At 40.1% G+C, this 22977-nt stretch carries 21 protein-coding genes; 13 read left to right on the top strand and 8 right to left on the bottom strand.

Annotated elements, in window-relative coordinates:
- The coding region (locus Q1W14_RS12695; protein WP_300701918.1) for an alpha-L-fucosidase at window positions 1-411 on the top strand (411 nt) is incomplete at its 5' end.
- Window positions 412-537: 126 nt separating this feature from the next.
- Window positions 538-1233 carry a zinc metallopeptidase gene (locus tag Q1W14_RS12690; RefSeq protein ID WP_300701916.1) on the top strand — a complete coding sequence of 232 codons (696 nt, stop codon included), beginning with the start codon at window positions 538-540 and terminating at the stop codon, window positions 1231-1233.
- Window positions 1234-1363: 130 nt separating this feature from the next.
- Here the strand turns inward: Q1W14_RS12690 and Q1W14_RS12685 are convergent, their stop codons facing one another.
- On the bottom strand, window positions 1364-2584 hold the full coding sequence (locus Q1W14_RS12685) for a transglutaminase-like domain-containing protein (protein ID WP_300701914.1): 1221 nt from the start codon (window positions 2582-2584) through the stop codon (window positions 1364-1366).
- 275 nt (window positions 2585-2859) lie between these two features.
- Here Q1W14_RS12685 and hisS point away from each other — a divergent pair, with 275 nt between their 5' ends.
- The 4 genes from hisS to Q1W14_RS12665 all read left to right on the top strand — a co-directional run bounded on the left by hisS (window position 2860) and on the right by Q1W14_RS12665 (window position 7758).
- Window positions 2860-4221, top strand: coding sequence for a histidine--tRNA ligase (gene hisS, locus Q1W14_RS12680; RefSeq protein WP_300701912.1), 1362 nt, complete (start codon window positions 2860-2862; stop codon window positions 4219-4221).
- 203 nt (window positions 4222-4424) lie between these two features.
- Complete coding sequence (locus Q1W14_RS12675; protein WP_300701910.1) at window positions 4425-4583, top strand: hypothetical protein; 159 nt, start codon at window positions 4425-4427, stop codon at window positions 4581-4583.
- 173 nt (window positions 4584-4756) lie between these two features.
- Complete coding sequence (locus tag Q1W14_RS12670; RefSeq protein ID WP_300701908.1) at window positions 4757-5842, top strand: HAMP domain-containing sensor histidine kinase; 1086 nt, start codon at window positions 4757-4759, stop codon at window positions 5840-5842.
- The gene (locus Q1W14_RS12665; protein WP_300701906.1) at window positions 5839-7758 is read left to right on the top strand and encodes a hypothetical protein; all 1920 of its coding nucleotides are present in this window, start codon (window positions 5839-5841) and stop codon (window positions 7756-7758) included. Before Q1W14_RS12670 ends, Q1W14_RS12665 begins: the two co-directional genes overlap by 4 nt.
- Here the strand turns inward: Q1W14_RS12665 and Q1W14_RS12660 are convergent, their stop codons facing one another.
- Window positions 7759-8610, bottom strand: a complete 852-nt coding sequence (locus tag Q1W14_RS12660) for a bile acid:sodium symporter (RefSeq protein WP_300701905.1) — start codon at window positions 8608-8610, stop codon at window positions 7759-7761.
- A 200-nt stretch (window positions 8611-8810) separates the two neighbouring features.
- Here Q1W14_RS12660 and Q1W14_RS12655 point away from each other — a divergent pair, with 200 nt between their 5' ends.
- Both Q1W14_RS12655 and groL read left to right on the top strand, forming a co-directional pair.
- The gene (locus Q1W14_RS12655) at window positions 8811-9083 is read left to right on the top strand and encodes a co-chaperone GroES (protein ID WP_004290132.1); all 273 of its coding nucleotides are present in this window, start codon (window positions 8811-8813) and stop codon (window positions 9081-9083) included.
- A gap of 42 nt (window positions 9084-9125) precedes the next feature.
- Window positions 9126-10763, top strand: coding sequence for a chaperonin GroEL (groL, locus tag Q1W14_RS12650; protein WP_300701901.1), 1638 nt, complete (start codon window positions 9126-9128; stop codon window positions 10761-10763).
- Window positions 10764-10868: 105 nt separating this feature from the next.
- On the opposite strand, the gene Q1W14_RS12645 is transcribed toward groL, so the two are convergent.
- Window positions 10869-11066, bottom strand: coding sequence for a hypothetical protein (locus tag Q1W14_RS12645; RefSeq protein WP_300701899.1), 198 nt, complete (start codon window positions 11064-11066; stop codon window positions 10869-10871).
- A gap of 204 nt (window positions 11067-11270) precedes the next feature.
- Between Q1W14_RS12645 and Q1W14_RS12640 the strand changes: the two genes are divergently transcribed.
- The 3 genes from Q1W14_RS12640 to Q1W14_RS12630 all read left to right on the top strand — a co-directional run bounded on the left by Q1W14_RS12640 (window position 11271) and on the right by Q1W14_RS12630 (window position 13496).
- A complete protein-coding gene (locus Q1W14_RS12640; RefSeq protein ID WP_300701897.1) occupies window positions 11271-11843 on the top strand; it encodes a hypothetical protein in 573 nt (190 codons plus the stop codon).
- Window positions 11844-12097: 254 nt separating this feature from the next.
- On the top strand, window positions 12098-12316 hold the full coding sequence (locus Q1W14_RS12635; RefSeq protein WP_300701895.1) for a winged helix-turn-helix domain-containing protein: 219 nt from the start codon (window positions 12098-12100) through the stop codon (window positions 12314-12316).
- A 157-nt stretch (window positions 12317-12473) separates the two neighbouring features.
- Window positions 12474-13496 carry a low specificity L-threonine aldolase gene (locus Q1W14_RS12630; protein ID WP_300701893.1) on the top strand — a complete coding sequence of 341 codons (1023 nt, stop codon included), beginning with the start codon at window positions 12474-12476 and terminating at the stop codon, window positions 13494-13496.
- Window positions 13497-13888: 392 nt separating this feature from the next.
- Here the strand turns inward: Q1W14_RS12630 and Q1W14_RS12625 are convergent, their stop codons facing one another.
- Window positions 13889-16399 carry a glycoside hydrolase family 9 protein gene (locus Q1W14_RS12625; RefSeq protein ID WP_300701891.1) on the bottom strand — a complete coding sequence of 837 codons (2511 nt, stop codon included), beginning with the start codon at window positions 16397-16399 and terminating at the stop codon, window positions 13889-13891.
- Window positions 16400-16704: 305 nt separating this feature from the next.
- On the opposite strand from Q1W14_RS12625, the gene Q1W14_RS12620 reads away from it, so the two are divergent.
- A complete protein-coding gene (locus tag Q1W14_RS12620) occupies window positions 16705-17679 on the top strand; it encodes a J domain-containing protein (protein WP_300701889.1) in 975 nt (324 codons plus the stop codon).
- A 13-nt stretch (window positions 17680-17692) separates the two neighbouring features.
- Entirely contained in the window at window positions 17693-17989 is a 297-nt protein-coding gene (locus tag Q1W14_RS12615) for a chaperone modulator CbpM (RefSeq protein WP_300701887.1), read from the top strand.
- A gap of 67 nt (window positions 17990-18056) precedes the next feature.
- Here the strand turns inward: Q1W14_RS12615 and Q1W14_RS12610 are convergent, their stop codons facing one another.
- From Q1W14_RS12610 to Q1W14_RS12595, 4 genes are read right to left on the bottom strand one after another with little or no spacing between them, the layout of a single operon-like run.
- On the bottom strand, window positions 18057-19763 hold the full coding sequence (locus tag Q1W14_RS12610) for an acyl-CoA dehydrogenase family protein (RefSeq protein ID WP_300701885.1): 1707 nt from the start codon (window positions 19761-19763) through the stop codon (window positions 18057-18059).
- 11 nt (window positions 19764-19774) lie between these two features.
- Window positions 19775-20596: an energy transducer TonB gene (locus tag Q1W14_RS12605; protein WP_300701883.1), complete on the bottom strand. Its 822-nt coding sequence runs from the start codon at window positions 20594-20596 to the stop codon at window positions 19775-19777.
- A 14-nt stretch (window positions 20597-20610) separates the two neighbouring features.
- Window positions 20611-21630: an electron transfer flavoprotein subunit alpha/FixB family protein gene (locus Q1W14_RS12600; protein ID WP_300701881.1), complete on the bottom strand. Its 1020-nt coding sequence runs from the start codon at window positions 21628-21630 to the stop codon at window positions 20611-20613.
- A gap of 4 nt (window positions 21631-21634) precedes the next feature.
- Window positions 21635-22528, bottom strand: coding sequence for an electron transfer flavoprotein subunit beta/FixA family protein (locus Q1W14_RS12595; protein ID WP_300701879.1), 894 nt, complete (start codon window positions 22526-22528; stop codon window positions 21635-21637).
- Between the last annotated feature and the right edge of the window lie 449 nt (window positions 22529-22977).

The following is a 22977-nucleotide window of genomic DNA, read 5'->3' as shown; positions in this document are numbered from 1 at the left end:
AAAACTTTAATACAGTACCTGGTGAATGCTGCCGGAAAAGATGCCAATCTACTGATGAATATCGGTCCTCAGCCCGATGGTGAACTGCCGGCAGTTGCTGTGGCGCGCCTTGCGGAAGTGGGAGATTGGATGAAAATCTATGGTGAAACTATTTACGGAACCCGTGGTGGTTGTATTGCTCCGCATCCGTGGGGAGTCACTACGCAGAAGGGAAATAAATTGTATGTTCATATTCTGGATTTGCAAGATAAAGCACTTTTTTTGCCTCTCAAAGAGAAGAAAGTGAAGAAAGTTGTTAGCTATGCAGACCGCCTGCCTTTGAGAACTCAAAAATGTGAAGGAGGCATCATGCTGTATCTTTCAGAAATTCCGACAGATATAGACAAAGTTGTTGAACTGGAAATTTATTGATTTTAGCTAATTCTTCCTAAAAGATAAGGGAAACGAGGGCAATGTTCCTTGTTTCCTTTTATTTTTGGCAAACAATTTGTTCTACAACTAGAAACGACTAATTATTTACTAAAAAGAAAAAAGAAAATGGGAACAGGAATGATAGGAATACAATGGATTCTCTTTATTGGCATCGCTTTGGTGAGTTGGCTGGTCCAGATGAACCTCCAACGCAAGTTTAAGAAATATTCTAAGATCCCTACTGGCAACGGTATGACGGGACGTGATGTTGCGTTGAAAATGTTACATGATAACGGTATCTATGATGTTACCGTGACGCATACACCGGGACATCTGACAGACCACTATAACCCTGCCAATAAGACAGTGAATTTGAGTGAAGGCGTATACGAAGGCAATAGCATTATGGCTGCCGCAGTGGCCGCTCATGAATGTGGACACGCTGTACAGCATGCTCGTGCATACGCTCCGTTGACAATGCGTAGCAAATTGGTGCCGGTAGTATCTTTTGCTTCACAATGGATGACTTGGTTATTGCTGGGTGGCATCTTGTTGCTGAATTCTTTTCCGCAATTGCTATTGGCTGGTATTATCTTGTTTGCATTGACCACGCTATTCAGTTTTGTTACTTTGCCGGTAGAAATTGATGCCAGTAAACGTGCGCTCTCATGGTTGAGTAGTTCTGGTATCACTAATTCATACAATCATAAGTCGGCTGAGGATGCTCTTCGTTCTGCTGCTTACACGTATGTAGTAGCTGCTCTAGGTTCGTTAGCAACACTGATCTATTATATAATGATATTCATGGGACGTAGAGATTAGTTTATGCTGCATCTCTAAAGATAAAAAACAGACCATCTGTTCGTATGAAACAGATGGTCTGTTTGGTTTAAATAGATAGTCTGTTTACTTCAAACGCATCATCTGTTTTATGTAAATAGATCATCTGTTTTTATTTTTGATAAGGTGATTGCCAATACCATTCATCATCATTAATGATATAAGAACCTTTCTCCAAATCATTATAATAACCGTTGGGCATGAGTGCGGCATAGTCGGCAGGGTTGAATTTCTTGTCTTCTGCGCCGAATTCGCTACGTAGCGTACAACTCATATAATATAAGTTTTTGCTCATATAGTTATCAAGATAATTCTCTTTCAAGGTTTTCTCCTTATTATTCCAGTTAGCTTCTTCGTTCAGTACTAATGGGCGACCGTCGCATAAGCGTTCACGCACTTCCTTTATACTGAGCAGAGTGCCGTTTTCATCCATTACCCAAGCATTGTTGGTGGGGTCTACCCATATCCACTTATTTAAAGTGTTGGAGTAAACAGTATTGATGACATGGCAATCGCTGATGTATTTTTTAGGCATACAAGTTACAAAGCGTGCTTTGAAGCCCATGGCAAGATAACATTCATTTAATACGGTAGCAAGTCCCCGGCAGTTCAATCCTCGTGAACCATCTTTGCAGGCTTCTGCTAAAGCAATAGAGTTAAGATGTTTAGGGTTGGAATGTTGTCCGTCATGCTTGATTTTGTCATGTATAAAAGTGAGCAGTTTCTTTATTCTAGAAATTTCGTCTCCTGTACCTGCCACGCTATCTAGTTTGAAGTATTGGCGTACTTGTATCAAATTACTGTCATTTGGATTCATGTAGGTGAAATGGGGTAATGTGTCTTTCTTTTCACTTCTGACGTATTGCGGAGCCTTTTGCAAAATATAGAGATAATCACCTTCTTCTCTGATTTTAGCTAATGTTTCTTGAAATCTTTTTTCTTCGCGTAGATTGTCCAGATCGGTGTCTTTCAATATATGGTTATAGTTACTATATCCGTTTTGTTGAGCCAATTCAAAATGCTTTAAGGCTTCTTCCTTTTTTCCTTGTAAGGCTTGGTAGCAAGTCACGTCGTAGTAATAATATCCGTAATTCAATCCTATCATTTTTTGTACAGCTTCCGGTAGTTGCTCATAATGGTGGATAATATCCCAAATGCATTTCTCTACCTGTGTATAATTCTTTTCATTTAGCGCTTGTTTTTTCTCTTTACTAAGATTGTTGAATGTCTTGTAGAACTCATCTTTTAGTTTCTGTTCATCTTGAGTCTGTGCCAAGCTGAAAGTTGTATAACAAAAAAGTAGTGAGAGTAATAGATAGATTTGTTTCTTCATAATATGCTTTCTTTATTAGTTAGTATGATAAGTGAAACAAAAAATATGCCTAGAATATAAATGATTGATAAATAGAATATTGGGATAGTATCCACTTGTTCATTAATGAACACTTCGTTCGAAAACGATCACAGTTGTTTGCGATTGTGTGTACACGGTGCAGCCTGTCCTTTCTATTCAATAGTCATTAGTCTGATATTCTTTCTTTTTCTCTTTTCATCCTCGATAAAATACCGTAACTTTGCCGTCCGAATTTTAAAGTAATTGATACGAATATGGCAGCAAAACCAAGTATTCCGAAAGGAACCCGCGACTTTTCGCCCGTAGAAATGGCGAAGCGTAACTATATATTTAATACGATTCGCGATGTATACCATCTTTATGGTTTCCAGCAAATAGAAACTCCCTCTATGGAGATGCTATCTACTTTGATGGGTAAGTATGGAGAAGAAGGTGATAAGCTTCTATTTAAAATACAGAATTCAGGTGATTATTTCTCAGGACTTACGGATGAAGAACTGTTGAGCCGTAATGCCGTAAAACTTGCCAGCAAGTTCTGCGAGAAAGGACTTCGTTATGATCTTACCGTACCGTTTGCCCGTTACGTGGTCATGCACCGTGAAGAGATTACATTTCCTTTCAAACGTTATCAGATACAACCTGTTTGGCGTGCCGACCGTCCGCAGAAGGGACGTTATCGTGAATTCTATCAGTGTGATGCTGACGTAGTAGGTAGTGATTCTCTTTTGAATGAAGTGGAATTGATGCAGATCGTCGATACAGTATTTACACACTTCGGCATTCGTGTTTGTATTAAAATTAATAATCGTAAGATTCTGAGTGGTATTGCTGAAATAATTGGTGAGTCTGATAAGATAGTAGACATAACAGTGGCTATTGACAAACTGGATAAGATTGGTTTGGAAAATGTCAATACGGAACTGAGAGAAAAAGGAATTAGCGATGAGGCAATTGCCAAACTGCAACCTATTATTCTACTCAGTGGTAGCAATGAAGAAAAACTCGCCACCTTGAAAGAGGTACTTGCTGCAAGTGAAATCGGACTAAAGGGTGTTGAAGAGAGCGAATTCATCTTGAAAACTCTTTCTGTCCTTGGCTTGAAGAACGAGATTGAACTCGATTTGACCCTTGCCCGCGGTTTGAATTACTATACCGGAGCTATCTTTGAAGTAAAAGCTCTTGATGTCCAGATCGGAAGTATTACCGGTGGTGGTCGTTATGACAACTTGACCGGCGTGTTTGGTATGTCCGGCGTTTCGGGTGTAGGTATTTCTTTCGGGGCCGACCGCATTTTCGACGTATTGAATCAACTGGAACTTTATCCGAAAGAAGCTGTGAACGGTACTCAATTATTGTTTATCAACTTTGGTGAAAAGGAAGCTGCTTTCTCTATAAATATACTTGCACAAGTTCGTGCTGCAGGCATTCGTGCTGAAATCTTCCCAGATGCCGGTAAAATGAAAAAACAAATGAGTTATGCAAACTCCAAAGCGATTCCGTTTGTTGCATTAGTGGGAGAGAACGAAATGAATGAAGGCAAGGTTACTTTAAAAAATATGGAAACCGGCGAACAGAAATTATTGACTCCTCAGGAGCTGATTAGCGAATTGAATTAATAAAATCTGAAATACATTTAAAAGGGAGCACAAAATGCCCCCTTTTTTTGTATATTTGTTTGGACGATTATGAACTATATCATTAGTTGAATCAAATAAATTTGTTTTTGCTTTGGTTTTGCACTATATTTGTCATAATCGTGTAAGATAGATGTAATACATTGCACTTACTTTTGCAGTGACAATAAATAAAGGAGGTTTTTATGGTTTCAGTTGAATTAAAACAAGAAAAGCACAATGCCCTCGTCAGTTTTTTGATGATTGTCATAGCAGCATTGTTTTTGATCTATATGGGTAGTTCATTAGTACATTCTACCAAGGTGTTTTGGGAGAATTATTCTATTGAAGAGTTATTGGAGTAGGGCAGATTATATAAGTCCCCATTCTCTTAACATACTTTCTTTCCGCTTTTTAGTATTTCGGGTGTCAATAGTTCTTCTCCCGATCCTCTTATTTATTTAGTTTACTTAGTCATTAATTTCATTTTTAGTGTTACTTTTGTGGTTTAAACAACTAAATAAGGTGGAGATAGCAGATGAAGAAATATATTCTTCTTACTTTTCTAATCAGTATATCTATATTCGGATACGCCTACGAAGCTGATAGCATCGATTGGAGTACGGTACAACGTGCTATGCAACAAGAACAGTATCAAGAAGCATGTAGTCTTTACCATGATATATATATTAGTGCCATCAAGGATTATCGTAAAATAAACTCTGTTTATGTGGATGATTTACGAAAAAACTATTCTATTGATGAACTTGAACTCAATAACAATATCCAAAGAAACCGTCTGCTGAATTTTATTTGGGTTACCAGTATTTCAATCATCTTAATCATAACCGTATCTATCTTTTATCTTCGACGTCAAAACAAACGGATTGCCCTTTCAAAGAAAGAGTTAGAAGAAGCCAAAAGATTTGCCGAAGAGTCTATTCAAAATAAAAGCTTGTTATTGTCCAACATGAGCCATGAAATTAGGACTCCACTGAATGCTCTTGCCGGTTTTGCTGAAGTGCTGTCAATGGAAGATTTGGATGAAGACACCCGCAACCAGTCTAGCGAAATAATCAGGATGAATTCTGAGTTGTTGCAAAAGCTTATTAATGATATTGTAAATATATCATGTGTGGATGTGACAAATATGGCATTCAATATTCAATCTTGTGACGTCATTATGATAGGGAAAGGGATTGTAAAAACGATTGCTGCTATTAAACGCACCGAGGCGGCAATCTTGTTCGAATCGGAACTCAAGGAATTGACTCTACAAACCGATTCTGCCCGTTTGCAGCAGCTACTTATCAATCTACTGGTGAATGCTACCAAGTTTACCAAGACTGGAAGTATTACTTTGAAAATAGAAAAGACGGTCGGAGATATGATTCAATTCTCCGTTACTGATACAGGATGTGGTATTCCTTTGGAGTCCCAGTCACATATCTTCGATCGGTTTGAAAAATTAAATGAACATGTTCAGGGAACAGGTATAGGATTGTCTATTTGTCAACTTATTGTCAGTAGGTTGGGTGGCAAAATATGGGTTGATTCCACTTACACGAAAGGAGCCCGTTTCGTATTTACGCATCCATTAAAAGAGAGAGGGGGAAGTGTATGAAACGAGTTACTTTTCTTATATTTCTGTCTCTCATGTTTGTAACTGCAACGTGGGCTGTCGATATGAAGCCGGTGGATAAGCGTGCATGTGATAGCGTAATACAAATAGTGAATCGCATGCCTATGGATTCTACAAGAATCATCTATATGCAGCATGTTTTTCGGCATCACCGACAATTGGATTGGACTATCGAACTGTTGAATTTGTCATTAGGGCTTTCTCGTAGATTGGAGAAAGCCAGTCTGGAAATCAGCGTGCTTTATGATCTCTGTCGATATTACGAGTACCGAGAAAATCGAAACTGTCTGAAAAGTTGTTTGCAGGATTTAAGAACAGCTTGCTTGAAGTACAAGCAGTATGGACCGTACTTTAGTGCATGGAGTAATTTATTAACAGGTGAAAGTGGAAAGGGCAATACTGAACTGGTAACTATTGGTGTCGAACAGATGAAGCGAGAAGCCGATTCTTTAAAATATCCTCAGGGGCAGCTTATTGCTGATATTGTTTTAAGTGAAAATGTGCGACAAGCTCATCAACATGATGAAGCTTTGAAACAGAGCCTGAAGTTTTTGGAATTGCCGGAACTTACCAGTCAACAAAGAAGGGCGGTCTACCATAGAATTTCTATGATTTATTGTCAGCAGAATTTATATGATAAAGCAGTGGAAGCTTTGGATAAGAGTATGGAAGAGTTGAAAAAAGGAGAAATAACCGACTCTGTTAGTTATAGAGATGCTCTTATTGCAATTCTGTTGGATTATAGCAAGATTGGTCTGGCAATTCCTGATGTTGGGATGATGAAAAAATCATTGGAAGAAGTGAGACAATATTATGGAGATGACTGGCTTGTGATAAAGCAAGTTAGCTATCATACGTATTGGGGAGGATATTATTATCTGATTAATGATATGCCTAATTGCTACAAAGAGTTTGATCTTGCTGCTGAAATAGGCAAGGACTTACGGATAACCTATATGATAAGTGTCCATCAGATGAAGGGTGACTGTGCCGCATTCAGAAAGGATTATAAAGTGGCAGCGCTTAGCTACAAGAATGCTGTACATCTATGTTATTCTATTAATAGAGATATTGCACGTAATAATAAAGAGGCAGCGCTATCGAACTTTAAAATCAGGAAAGCTTTGCTTGAACATGAGATGGGGCAGGAGAGATTCAATATTGTGAAAGTCAGTGTAGCGGTATTGTTGTTAATAATATTGCTGGTTGTATTGAGATATATCTTTCGTGCAAATAAAGTGTTGCGTCATTCAGAGGAAGAAACCCGTAAAGCGTGGAAGCGGGCTGATGATGCCAATAGGATGAAAGAAATCTTCCTGCGCACTATCAACGAGGAAATAAAAGAACCGATTGAGACGGTTGTAGATTGTGCCGATATTCTATCCTTGTCGGACAATTTGTCTCAGAAAGATAGGTTGGAGTTCTCGGAGAAGATAAAGAAACATGCCGGACGGTTAATTCTCCTTGTTAATAATGTACTCGATTTGTCACGTTTGGAAGCTGGCATGATGAAGTTCAGTATAAATGAGCACGATTTGGTGCAATTATGCCAAGAGGCAAAGTCAATATTGGGTATGCAGGTTGCGAACACTTGGGTACAGCAATTCTCTACAGAACTTGATACTTTGGTGGCAAGGGTGGATAGTGCATGGTTCAGCCGTGTATTGGTTTTTGCCTTATCTGCTCCCGAAGATTGTGAGGAGAAGTTCGAGGTGAATTATACATTGAACACTACAGGACGTTTTGCACGAATAGTCATTCATATTCCTCTTGTGAAATTACATGCTTCCACTTCTAATGAACGTATTGGCCAAGATATAGCTCGCTTGTATTTGAAAGCGGCTGGAGGCTCTTACGAGATAGTCGAAGGAGAAATAGTAATAACTTATCCCCTCTGATTATCTTCGTTTTGCTATCCCTACATACACTAATAGAATCACATTCATCATCAATGCATAAATGATGGCGGGTATTGCTATAATATCGTTGTTGAATACAAACGGACTACTGGCAATGGCAATTGCTTGAGCTGCATTCTGCATACCTATTTCTATAATGAGTGTGCGTTGCTCTTTCCGGTTGAGGTGCATCCACTTCGATAGTAGTAGACCTCCACCCATAGCTAATAATATAAGAACAGAGATGCACAAGCCTAGTTTGCCGAATTGTGCTGTGATAGTAGCATGATGTTGAATGAAAAAGAGGGTTGCTAGCAAAATTAATGCAGGAAAAGCTACTTTAGATAAGATTTTATGAATTCTTTCCGCCACAAGCGGGCGATAACGTTTCACCAAAATGCCGGTTACAATCGGGAGAAGCATTAGTAAAAGGTTCTGTATCATAAGGCTACCTATAGGAAGGTGGACATCAATATTCAGGTTACTGCCTATAAGCCGGGTGGCAAACTCCATAATCACTGGGATAGTAAACAGAGTTATGATACTGCTACATGCTGTAAGCGATACGGATAGTGCCACATCCCCTTTGGCAATCATTGAGAAGATATTTGATGAACTGCCACCGGGTGAACAGGCTATCAACATGATTCCGATAAAAAAGAGAGGGTCGAGCTTGAATAGCCAGCCTAAGATAAACGCCAATATCGGCAAGAATATGATTTGTCCTATTATTCCAGCTATAATCGGGCGTGGACGTTTCTTGAATAGTTTGAAATCTTCTATTTGTAGCGTAAGCCCCAACTCAAACATTAACAGCGTGAGAATAGGAAGGACAATCCAGATTGCGTTCATTATTTATTATACTTTTAATTCGGGTTGCAAAGATGCTCTTTTTTGTAATAAATACCAATCCTTTTTGCCATTTTGTCAGCCTTTGCCTGCCAAAGGAACAGCTTTTCCGTTTGGCACACTTTTCGTAAGTTCTTTATCGCTTGCGTAATGGCAAGAAACTATTATAATTAATGTATAACATAAATAAAAACAAAAGAACTATGAACATTAAACCATTGGCAGACAGAGTGCTGATACTCCCTGCACCTGCAGAAGAAAAAACTATTGGTGGTATCATTATTCCTGATACAGCAAAAGAGAAACCTTTGAAAGGTGAAGTTATCGCAGTAGGCAACGGAACAAAAGACGAAGAAATGGTGCTGAAAGTAGGCGATACTGTATTGTATGGCAAATATGCCGGTACTGAACTGGAAGTTGAAGGCACTAAGTACCTCATCATGCGTCAAAGCGATGTACTCGCTGTTTTGGGATAATTTGTAATTAGTAATATATAATCTGTAAATAAGATAATCATTATGGCAAAAGAAATTTTATTCAATATCGATGCCCGTGACCAATTGAAGAAAGGTATCGACACACTGGCTAATGCAGTAAAAGTTACTCTCGGTCCTAAAGGTCGTAACGTAATCATCGAAAAGAAATTCGGTGCTCCCCACATCACTAAAGATGGTGTAACTGTTGCAAAAGAAATCGAATTGTCCGATGCATATCAGAACACCGGCGCTCAATTGGTGAAGGAAGTAGCTTCAAAAACTGGTGACGACGCAGGTGATGGTACTACAACCGCTACTGTTTTGGCTCAAGCCATCGTAGCTGAAGGTTTGAAGAACGTTACTGCCGGTGCAAGCCCTATGGATATCAAACGCGGTATTGATAAAGCTGTTGCTAAAGTCGTTGAATCTATCAAGACTCAATCTCAGACAGTAGGTGACAACTACGATCAGATCGAACAAGTTGCTTCTGTTTCTGCTAACAATGACCCGGTTATCGGTAAATTGATTGCTGACGCTATGCGTAAAGTATCAAAAGACGGTGTTATCACTATTGAAGAAGCCAAAGGTACTGACACCACTATCGGTGTAGTAGAAGGTATGCAGTTCGATCGTGGTTATCTTTCTGCTTATTTCGTTACCAATACAGAGAAGATGGAATGTGAGATGGAGAATCCATACGTTCTGATCTATGACAAGAAGATTTCTAACTTGAAAGATTTCTTGCCTATTCTCGAACCGGCTGTACAAAGTGGCCGTCCTCTATTGGTAATTGCCGAAGATGTAGATAGCGAAGCTCTTACTACCTTGGTTGTAAACCGTCTGCGTTCTCAGTTAAAGATTTGTGCTGTGAAGGCTCCGGGCTTCGGTGACCGTCGTAAGGAAATGTTGGAAGACATCGCAATATTGACTGGTGGTGTTGTTATCAGTGAAGAAAAAGGTTTGAAACTGGAACAAGCTACTATCGAAATGTTGGGTACTGCTGACAAAATCACTGTATCTAAAGATAATACTACCATCGTTAACGGTGCCGGTGACAAAAAGGCCATCAAAGAACGTTGTGAACAAATCAAAGCTCAGATTGTTGCTACCAAGTCCGATTATGACAAGGAAAAACTGCAGGAACGTTTGGCTAAGCTCTCAGGTGGTGTAGCTGTACTGTACGTAGGTGCTGCTTCTGAAGTAGAAATGAAGGAAAAGAAAGACCGTGTAGATGATGCACTTCGTGCCACTCGTGCAGCGATCGAAGAAGGTATCGTAGCAGGTGGTGGTGTAGCATACATTCGTGCTATCGACGCTTTGGAAGGTATGAAAGGTGAAAATGCCGATGAAACTACAGGTATTGACATCATCAAGCGTGCCATCGAAGAACCTTTGCGTCAAATTGTAGCTAACGCAGGCAAAGAAGGTGCAGTTGTTGTTCAGAAAGTACGTGAAGGTAAAGGTGACTTCGGTTACAATGCCCGTACCGATGTTTATGAAAACTTGAACGCTGCCGGTGTGGTAGATCCTGCTAAGGTTACTCGCGTAGCTCTTGAAAACGCTGCTTCTATTGCTGGTATGTGTCTCACTACTGAATGTGTGATCGTAGAAAAGAAAGAAGATAAGCCCGAAATGCCTATGGGTGCTCCCGGAATGGGAGGTATGGGCGGAATGATGTAATATCATTCTCTTCAATAGAACTATTTATATATAAGTTAAAGCCGTATCAGAGAGTATCTTTGGTACGGCTTTTTTAATACAAGAAAAAGTGAAGCCGTTAATAACTTATTCGTATAGTAAAATAAAATAAGAAACATTCATTGTATTTGCAGCAATCAAAACATTAGGGTATTGAGGTATAAAAGAAAGTAAATCCTTAAGAAGTGCTATGCCAGGCATAGCCTCTTGCAGCAAAATATTAAATGAATATAAATCATAAACAAATGGAATAGCATTTCCATTCTTATACTTATTAGAAGACATTGAGCTTTAGCTCTTATTCTCTGTTCTGAAAACCGCCAATTTAAAGTCCGTTGAGAATAATTAAGTGAAAGTTCACGCTGATTGGCGTGGACTATTCGTACTTATTCACGGACAAGGTACTTGGCGGTACCTCAGAACAGGATAGGTTATGAATGGTTCCGCCTTTTTTTATATACGATACTATGATACATATTGGGCAACTCATTGAAGAAGAACTTCAAAATGGATGATTCAGGGTTTTCTATTACTGTTTCTGCTATTGCAAATTGGAAGAATGGTGAATTATTAGATAGCCTTAATCTTAGTATATGTGATTATTGTAATGAAAGTGGAGAAAAAGTAAGAATAAGTCGAACCTCTATTGTATATGATAATAATTATTGGATTGCTTATAGAAATTGCAGAAATGCGGATCATTTGCAAATAATCAAAGAGGTTATAGCTGCTAATAAAAACACTTTTCCGCAGCAAATGGATGAATTTACGAGTATAGATCGTATAAGATACTCTCCTAATACAGGTAACTATGTTTTGCGTTTTACAGTGTCTGGGGGATTTGATAATGATGCATTGGATTATAATAAGATTGGCTCTGCAATAAGGAAAAATGCCATGCGACAACAGAGGTTATTGATAAAAAAATCAAAAGAGATTTGTGATTTCTACAAACTGCTGGAGAAGCAAAAAGTATTGATTAAGTATGAATATTACTCGGCTTCTACTAATAAACTTCTTTTCAGCTTTTCTTTGACACCTAATCAACTATTAAAACACTGACGGGAATTTATTCAAAACCTTCTTTGAAAGCACAACAAACTGCGATGACTTTTCATAAGACATCGCAGTTTGTTGTATTTTCTTCTTGATATGTGTCAATTGAAACCGTATAAAATTACGAAACTGTTACAAAAGTGATTAAATTTTATATCTTTTGTTCGTTTTCTGTGTTGTTAAAATTAAAAATGATATCTTTACGCTTCGTAGAGATAACCTAATCAAGAAACTATTAACCTTTTTAAATTGCAAAGAAAATGAACAAGAACGAAATTGGACTCAATGCCGGCAAAGTCTGGCAGCTCCTTAGCGATAATGAAAAGTGGAGCTATGGAGCATTGAAAAGAAAGTCCGGATTGAAGGACAAAGAATTGGGAGCCGCAATAGGCTGGCTTGCTCGTGAGGATAAGATTGAGATGTATCAGGAAGAAGAAGAACTCTACATCTCGTTGGGGGTAAACGTTTATATCGGATAGAACTAACAGACCGATTGAAAGTATCGTAAAAGAGACACAGATTTTGCATGCGGAAGGATTTCTGCTAAGTTGCGAAATCTGTGCCTTTTTGTTTTCTCATGTTGTGGAATATTCTTTCCTTTGCATATCTTTTAGAACAACAACATAAAAAGCAACAATGAGAAGTTTTGCATCAGACAATAATTCGGGTGTGCATCCATTGGTGATGGAAGCACTGAACCGTGCAAATCAAGACCATGCCGTAGGTTATGGTGATGACCCTTGGACAGAAGAAGCTGCCCGTAAAATCAAAGAAGTGTTTACCTCCGATTGCGAACTTTTGTTCGTATTCAACGGAACGGGAAGTAATGCGGTGGCGTTACAACTATGTACCCGTCCCTATAATTCTATAATTTGTGCGGAGACTGCACATATTTATGTAGATGAATGCGGTTCACCTGCTCGTATGACAGGGTGTCAGATTCGTCCGGTAGCAACTTTGGACGGTAAGTTGACGCCCGAGTTGATACTTCCTTATTTATGTCATTTCGGTGAACAGCATCATTCACAACCGGGAGCTATTTATATTTCTCAATGTACAGAGCTGGGCACAATCTATAAACCCGATGAGTTGCGAGCTTTAACAGAACTAGCCCATCAATATGGCATGTATGTGCACATGGATGGTGCTCGTTTGGCAAATGCTTGTGCTGCATTGAATCTTAGCTTTAAAGAGTTGACGGTAGATTGTGGCATCGATATTCTTAGTTTTGGTGGAACGAAGAATGGTTTGATGTTGGGAGAAAGTGTGATTATCTTTAATCCCGAGTTAAAAAAAGAAGCTTATTTTGTAAGAAAGCAATCGGCACAACTTGCTTCTAAATTGCGCTATCTATCTTGTCAATTCACTGCTTACTTGACCGATGATCTTTGGTTGAAAAATGCAATGCATGCCAATGAAATGGCGCGAAAATTATATGAGGGGTTGAAAGGTTTTCAAGGTGTAGAGTTTACTCAAGCAATGGAGAGTAATCAGTTATTTCTCACTATGCCTCGTCCGGTAATCGATAGCATTCTTAAAGATTACTTCTTTTATTTCTGGAATGAGGCAATCAATGAAGTACGCTTTGTGACGTCTTTTGATACTACTGAGGAGGATATTGAAGAATTGCTTCAAGCCTTGCGTGAAGCCTTTCAATAAAACTACTTCGGAGATGCTTCGATAAGCTCAGCATAATAGACAGTAGTAACTATATATGCTTAACTATCAATACGTTCTGTTTACATGTCTTTACATGCAAGTGTAAAAGACGTTACAGCTGTATGTAACGACCTTTACCCCTTAATGTAACGGTCGTTACTCCGTAATGTAAACACCTTTACTCCGTAGTGTAAAGAGCATGATGCTGTGAGGTAACTAAGAAAAAGCTCCTAACCTTCACAGGCTGGGAGCTTACTTCGTAATCTTCCCCTCTTGGGGGTGAGGGAAAGGTTTACTGAAAACAAACCGATTGAATATTTACCTTAATACCTTTGCATGATAACCTTTAACTAACCTTTTTATAATAATTGCTTTGCGAAAGAATGAACAATTTATATACCAACAGCTTCACGGAGTGGTACGAATGTATATCCCTTCCGTTTTAGCGTTTTAATCATTTTATCCAAATAGCCATTGTAAAACTTATCAGTTCGTCTGTCGTCTGTACCGAAGTGTATCAACATCAGATGACCATTCAGTCCTTTATTCTTTTCAACTTCCATGATTTTATCATAGATAAATTGGCTGCTGCGATACTTGGCCCCCATGTCCGGAGTCGTATAATCTGCATTACTCATGGTGCCAGGAGTGTAGTTTATCACCTGTATACCCATACTCTTTGCCCAAGCTGATATTTCTTTGTTATAATATTCGTATGGAGGTATATAGACGGGAGCATCTTTATACTCAATACCTGCCTTGCGTAAAGTTTCATAGCTTTTCAGCATATCCTGCTCGAACTCTTCCCGCGTAACTAATAAGGAATCACGGTTTTCCCAAGGCATGTATAGCAAATGTCCGAAACTGTGGCTTCCTACACAGTGCCCTTCGTTGAGTAAGCGTTTTACGACTTCGGGATAGAGTTCATAGAATTCACCTGTAAAAAAGAATCCGCCTTTAATACCGTGTTTCTTTAGAGTACTGATAATAGCATCGGCACCGTCTGCTTTGTCGGCGGCGGTAAATACAAGGGTTATTTGTTTTTTGGATGGATCGGTACGTATGATTCCGCCATCGACATATACGTTTTTATCATCTTTGATGTTACCTTGTTTCATACCTTCTTTCTGCATGGCAGAAAGGTAATAAGTGAGGCAGGCTGTTCCATCCATGGTCGGTTCGTTGGTAGAATAGTCGTGGATAGCATCATGATAGACCATTAGATCAGGCTGGAAACGTTCATAGTCTTGACCGGGTGTGCCGGGGATACCTGTCATATTGACACCGCGCAAACTTTCAAAAATAGTGCGGTAAACAGGACCGTCCACCAAACCTCCGGTAGTATTGCCTGCACCTGCATTCAGCAGAGAGGAGTGGGGTTGCGACGGATAATCACCGTAGAGTGGTAATTCTACAATCATACTGGTTCCCCAAGGATTACAACCGAACATCCAGTCCCGAAGGGCAGCTTCCATTTCTGCATAAGTATTGTCACCAGTTGTTTTACGATATAGACGACATTGGGTCAGCATGGCAGTTGTCAGATTATTGGAACACCAAGTATAGGGTATGCCATGTAGGAATGGGCTTTCAATGGCTTTCTCGTAAGTGCGGTCGATACCTGTGCGCATATTGCGAATAAATTCTTTGCTGATTCGTTTATTCTCCACTTTAGCAAGATGATAATGCCCCATGTTCATGAAAGGGTACCATTGGTAGTGGCGTGCGCTATCGGCACCCATCCATGGGGTGATAGGCTCACGACGACCGTATTCAAGAGCTTGGTCTAGATATTTTCTTTCGCCGGTGGCATTGAATAATTCCATAGCACCGAGCTCCATATCATCCACCCAGTTATCTTCTTCATAAATGTATGGAGATAAAACAGAAGCGGTTTGACATGCTCCCGGTTTCTTTACACCTTCTTGATAGGCAGTATCGGCTTTTGCTCCAATTTCAGTAGCGAACTCGGGATAGAAGTCTTTCAATATCTTGGCACCTAAGGCAAAACAAGATGCAAATTTACCTGCGGTACTGGCTACACCTGTAGTTGCGTTCATGAAATCTCCACGTACCTGTGGTTCGCCACTACAGAAGTAAACGGGGCGTCCTTTACCAGGTCCGTAGCCGTAATCTACCAAGTCTTTATTAGGCAAGCGCATACCGGCGTGGTCACGGTCATCGGCTATCTGGTTATAGAGTTCGCCGGGATTAGGGTTCATCCGATTCAGCCAATCCAATCCCCATTTTATTTCATCTATGATGTCGGGAATACCATTTGCTCCGGGGAGTCCGGCAGCATCGTATGCATCGCCAAATGATTCGGGATTCTCCTGATAAGCAAACATCATCTGATAAATGGCATTAGCAGAGGTGGTTGTATATTGCAGATAATCTGTTGCGTCATGCCAACCTCCTCGTACTTCAATATGCTGACCGGTTTTAGTTGGGTGATATACAATATAGCCATCGTGTACATGGCAACTGTCCTTTAGGAAAGGATTATAGCCACAACGTTGCTGGCGCATATAGTTTAATAGAAAATCTGCTGTACCGTTGTATACATGCGTATTAATCGGAAAGCGGGGAGAAATAGCTTTTCCTGCTTTTAAATAGTAAGTGCCCGGTTCTGTAAAGTCGCTGAAGTCGAGACGATAGGTACTTTTCATTCCTCCCATTTTGCCGGTAGCCTTGGACGTATTGAAATTACGTACTGTTTTGCCTGTGAAGGCATCGACCAGTGTATAATTATCTACACTAGTTCCTTCTTCACTCATGAATACAGCCACTTTTATAGATTGTGGTAAATAACCGAGTTGATTAATTCTAATCCATTCATCTGCTTTGCCCGGTAAGGCGATGAGAGCGAATACTACGAATAGGAGCCAATAATTACTTTTCATAAGCGGTATTGCTAATTTAAGGTTAGTGTCTGTTATAAAATGATTTAATTCATTACAAATAAAGCAGTTTCTATCATTCTTAGGAAGAATTAAGATGAATAATTAAATGACATTATATGTTGTTTACGTTATTTTAGAATAATAGTGACATGAAATGAAAGAAATGGAAAAGGTAAATTACTGGTATTTACATAATTAACTTTAATGATGATGCTTTTTAGATTTTGTTCACGCATTTTAATTCTTACTAAACCAAATTGGTGTGTTATTTGTTTTACTGTTTTTAGAATACAAAACTTATAACTATGGCTTATATTGATTATTATCAAGTCCTTGGAGTAGATAAAAAGGCATCTCAGGATGACATAAAGAAAGCGTACCGTAAACTGGCACGTAAGCATCATCCTGATTTGAATCCGAACGATCCTACAGCTAAGGATAAATTTCAGGCTATTAATGAGGCAAATGAGGTGCTGAGTGATCCTGAGAAGAGGAAGAAATATGACGAATATGGAGAACATTGGAAACATGCCGATGAGTTTGAAGCACAGAAGCGTGCTCAGCAACAAGCCGGTGCGGGAGGCTTCGGCGGATATGGCGGAGCTGGTTTCGGTGGCTCGGGAGGAGGTTTTGGCTCGGACGGAGATGGATCATATTGGTATTCTTCGGACGGACAAGAGTTCTCGGGTAATAGTTCCGGAGGATTCTCTGATTTCTTTGAGCAGATGTTCGGGCATCGTACACGTGGTGGAGGCGGTGCTAATGCTGGTTTCCGGGGACAAGATTTTCATGCAGACTTGAACTTGTCTCTTCGTGATGCTGCGCAAACCCATAAGCAGATTTTGACAGTAAACGGTAAGAATGTACGTATTACGATTCCTGCCGGTGTAGCGAATGGTCAGGTTATCAAGCTGAAAGGTTATGGAGGTGAAGGTGTCAATGGAGGTCCGGCAGGTGATTTGTATATTACGTTCGTCATTTCGGATGATCCTATATTTAAACGTATGGGCGATGATTTGTATGTGGATGTTTCTCTCGATCTTTATACTGCACTTTTAGGAGGTGAACAGTTGGTAGATACTCTGGATGGCAAAGTAAAATTGAAAGTGAAACCTGAAACTCAAAATGGTACAAAGGCTAGATTGAAGGGGAAGGGTTTTCCTATATATAAGAAAGAAGGACAGTTTGGAGATCTCATCGTGACTTATTCGGTGAAGCTACCTACGAACTTGACTGAGGAGCAGAAAGAAATGTTCCGTAAAATTCAAAGTATGAACTAAAATGTGTAGCATTATGCAGAACGAATTAATCATAGTAAGTGAATATTGCAGCAAATGTCACATAGAACCATCGTTTATAGATATGTTGCAGGAAGGTGGTCTGATAGATATTCAGATGGAAAATGGAGAGCGCTATTTGCTGTTCTCTGAATTGGCGAATGTGGAGCGTTACAGTCGCATGTATTATGATTTATCTATTAATATGGAAGGTATCGATGCTATTCACCATTTATTGGAACGGATGGAAACGATGCAGAAGGAGATACATTCATTACATAGCAAACTGAGATTCTTCGGAGTATTTGATTAGGGTAAATGTACAAAAAAACGTTTCATCAAGTAAGATGAAACGTTTTTTTATAATAGAAGTATCTTAATTACTTGCTGTAGCTTTCCAACTCTTCCGTCTTAAATTTGCGGATGAAATTGAAGTGCTTTTCTATCTCAGCTTCAGCATAATTCAAATAAACAACTGCTGATTTGGCAAACATATCGGGTGCTTTAGTTGCATCTTGAATCAGAAGGTGAGACATGATTATAGTTGCAGCCATTTCGTAGAGACGACGGGCAACAAAGTCCAGAAGTGTTTGGTCAGCAGTTTCTTTTACTGCGTTGGTACAAACGTCGAATTTGGATGCCATTTCTTTTAAACGATCCATTAAAGGTTGCATTTCTTCGCTACAAGGAATTGCTTCGTACTCGTGTATGGTTGCGATGTATGAACCGTTTGTTACATAACGGATAGCGGCAACAGTCTGCAACTGGGTAGTTCCTTCATAAATGGAGGTAATACGTGCGTCGCGGTAGATGCGTTGACAAGCATATTCCAACATGAAACCGGAACCACCATGGATTTGAATACCATCGTATGCATTCTGGTTACAGTATTCGGAGTTCATACCTTTGGCAAGCGGAGTAAAAGAGTCAGCCAGCTTAGCATATTTCTTCTGTTCCTGACGTTCTTCCGGAGTGAGTTTGCGTTCACGTGCAATATCGTCCAATGCTTTGTAGATATCTACATAGCGTGAAGTTTGATATAATAAAGCACGACCAGCGTCAAGTTTAGCTTTCATGCTAGCCAGCATTTCATATACTGCGGGGAATTCGATGATTGCTTTGCCAAATTGTTTGCGGTCTTTAGCATAAGCTAATGCTTCATTGTAAGCGGCTTGACTCAAACCTACCGACTGAGCGGCGATACCCAAACGAGCACCATTCATCAAAGCCATTACATATTTAATCAAACCAAGTTTGCGGTCACCACAAAGTTCAGCTTTTGCGTTTTTGTAAACGAGCTCGCAAGTAGGAGAACCGTGAATACCCAGCTTGTTTTCAATACGACGTACATTTACGCCACCTTCGCGCTTGTCATAGATAAACATGGATAAACCACGACCATCTTTAGTACCTTCTTCCGAACGAGCCAGTACAAGGTGAAGATCAGCGTCACCGTTCGTGATGAAACGCTTCACACCGTTCAGGCGCCAGCAATTGTTGGCTTCGTCGTAAGTTGCTTTCAGCATTACTGATTGCAAGTCAGAACCGGCATCCGGTTCAGTCAAGTCCATGGACATGGTTTCGCCTTGGCATACGCGAGGAATGAAACGGCTGTGTTGATCTTCGTTTCCGAACTCATACAGAGTTTCAATACAATCTTGCAAAGACCAGATGTTACCGAAACCTGCGTCAGCAGCAGCAACAATTTCAGCACACATCGTGTACGGAGTAATCGGGAAGTTCAAACCTCCGAAGCGGCGAGGCATGGTCATACCGTTCAAACCGGCTTTTACCATAGCGTCGAGGTTTTGTTTGGTACCGCTTGCGTATTCTACACGACCATCAGCACAATGAGGACCTTCTTCGTCCACACCTTCTGCATTAGGAGCGATGATTTCGCCGGTAATCTCACCGGTGATCTCAAGAACTTTATCGAAAGAGTCCATTGCATCCGCATAGTCCTGCGGAGCATAGTCAAATTTGTCTTTGTCTTCGTAACCACGTTCTTTCAGCTCGCAGATACGTTCCATCATCGGATTATCCAGATGAAATTTTAATTCGGGAACTTCAGTATAAAAGTTTGCCATATTCTTGTTATTTATTGGGGTATTCTGAAATATAGAGGTATTGTATATTTAACTCGCTTTGCTTCTCCATCCTGATAACCGGGTGACCATCGATAGACTTCTGCAATAGCTTTGAAAGCTCGTATTGCTTCTTTGTCAATGTCATAGCTTACTGATTGAATTACTTCGGGGAATTCCATACTGCCTTTCTCATTTACAATGAACTGTATGATAACTCTTCCTTCTGTTTTTCTTTTCATAGCTCTTTCCGGATATTGAATGATACCAGCTAACAACTTCATTAAATTTTCTATTCCACCAGGGAATGATGGATATATTATATAAGGTTGATGTGCTATCTCATTTCCATCTTTGTCGAAAAGCTTTCCATCGGTACATTGGTTTTCTGAATAATATTCCTCTCTGCGGAGCTTTCCATCAGGGTAATATTGCAGAAACTTTCCGTTTAAACGTCCGTCTTTGTAACTTTGCGCAAGTTGAATTGAGCCGTCAGGATAATAAACCATGACTTGTCCTTCAATACGATTGTCATTATATACTTCTGTTAGACTGTCCTTACCATTTGCATAAACTACTGTATGCAAACCTTCTCGTATCCTCTTACTTGGAGTATTTCCATATTTCGAGAAATGCCAGATTTCTTTCTTCTGCCCATCTATAGTAAATTCTTCTACTTTGATATGTTTCTTATCTTCTTCGGAGATAAGGGCATATTTGATAGCTTGAGTAGAATCGTTAGTCCATTTATAGCTTTTGTCTAACCAAATCTTCTCTTGAGCAAATGCAGAAGCAATAGTAGAAAGAAGAAAGAGTGTAAGAATCAATCCTTTCATGATTACCCCGATTATTACTTACTGTTTTGTTTATAGTATTTAATCATCTTCGGGATGACTTCTTCTATCGTACCATTGATAACATAGTCGGCAATGGTATTAATAGGTGCATTCTCGTCATTGTTTACGGAGATGATAATACCGCTTTCCTGCATACCGGCGATGTGCTGGATTTGTCCGCTGATACCACAAGCGATATACAGTTTAGGACGAACTGTAACACCCGTCTGACCGATTTGACGGTCGTGATCGGCATAACCGGCATCCACGGCAGCACGACTGGCACCCACTTCGGCGTGAAGTTCTTTAGCCAGGTCGAACAACATATTGAAGTTCTCGCGGCTTCCCATACCGTAACCACCGGCAATAACTATGGGAGAACCTTTCAGGTTGTGTTTTGCCTTTTCTATATGGCGGTCGATAACTTTAACTACATAGTCTGTTTCAGGAACATACTTTGCAACGTCATGGTTGATGACTTCACCTTTATAATTAGCATCGAGAATTTCTTTCTTCATTACGCCCTCACGTACAGTCGCCATTTGTGGACGATGTTCAGGGTTTACAATGGTTGCAACGATGTTACCACCGAATGCGGGACGAATCTGATACAACAGATTTTCATACGTCTTTCCTTCCTTCTTATCTTCGTGTTCGCCGATTTCAAGAGAAGTACAATCGGCAGTAAGTCCACTGGTCAGGGCAGAAGAAACGCGCGGACCCAGGTCACGACCGATAACGGTAGCACCCATCAGACAGATTTGAGGTTGTTCTTCTTTGAAAAGGTTGATGAGGACGGAAGAGTGGGGAAGAGAAGTGTAAGGGAATAAACCCGGAGCATCGAAAATATGGAATTTGTCTACTCCGAAGGGTAATACTTGCTTTTCGATACCTGCCAGATTACTTCCGGCAGCAACTGCTTCCAGTTGGCAACCCAATTGATTAGCCAATTTACGACCTTTGGTCAAGAGTTCAAGACTGACGTCGGCAACTGTAGTGCCTTCAATCTCTAAATATACAAATACATTATTCATAATCTTATCCTATCGTGTGGTTAGCTAACAGTTCAACAATCAAATCTTCTACATCCTGGTCGCTGCCTGTCAGTGTTTTGTTCTCTTTGGCTTGGAACGAAATGTTCTGAATGGCTTTTACCTTTGTGGGTGAGCCGCTCAGACCACATTGTGCGAGATCGCCACATACATCGGCTACACTCCACTCAGTGATGTTCAGATAGGGATATTTCTCATAAAGTGCAGCGTATGCAAGTTCTTCACCTTCTTTGGTGATAGCTGCTTTTTCCTGGGCGCCGAGTGCGCGTTTGTACTTTTGTACTAATTTGGCGTTACGCGGGCGGCAGGGAGCTGCACTTCCGTTTACGGTAATAACGATAGGCAGGGGAGCTTCTACAGTTTCTACACCACCGTCGATGTGACGCTTCACGATAATTTTCTTGGCAGCTTTGTCTACGCTTAGAATTTCTTCGGCGTAAGTAACTTGTGTTAATCCTAGTTTTTCTGCAACCTGAGGACCTACTTGTGCCGTATCACCGTCGATCGCTTGACGACCACCTACGATAATGTCGCAATCGCCTATTTTCTTGATAGCGGTAGCGATGGCATACGAAGTAGCCAGGGTATCTGCGCCGGCAAAAGCACGGTCAGTCAGCAGATAGCCGTTGTCGGCACCACGGAACATACCTTCACGGATAACTTCGGCTGCACGTCCCGGTCCCATAGTCAGAATGGTTACGGTAGAGCCCGGATGTTCATCTTTCAACCGGAGAGCCTGCTCAAGAGCGTTCAGGTCTTCGGGGTTAAAGATGGCAGGGAGTGCCGCACGGTTGATGGTTCCGTCGGCTTTCATGGCATCTTTCCCAACGTTACGTGTGTCAGGAACTTGTTTTGCCAATACAACAATTTTTAAACTCATGCTATTAATTATTAGTATTAGTATTTCTACATGTCAGTACCGGGAATCAGAGTAGTAGTATCCTGCTACTGAATTATCCGGTTAACTTGATTATCAGCGTGCAAATTTACGCAAAGTGTTGGTTCTGACAAGAGTTTGGAGCGAAAAATGCACAACTAGGCGACTTTTGAGCAAAAGAAGGGGATTTGATGGTGCTTAAAGTGTCGCTACATTCGGAAGTAATATTGTTTACAAAAAGCGGGCTGTAATATTCGGTCGTATACTTAAAGCAATTCAGTCGTATACTGAAATGGATTAAGTATACGACTGAATTGCTTTAAGTATACGACTGAAATAGGTATTATCCATGTATACTCATAATCAAATAGTTACATCTTTTTATTTGAATAGTTAGAAATTTAAACAATTTCTGATTTGTATGATTAGTGATTGACTTGTAAGTGTCAGCC

It is taken from the genome of Bacteroides sp., assembly GCF_030151085.1.
Classification (GTDB): Bacteria; Bacteroidota; Bacteroidia; order Bacteroidales; family Bacteroidaceae; genus Bacteroides.
This window is presented reverse-complemented; position numbering and strand designations above follow the sequence as displayed.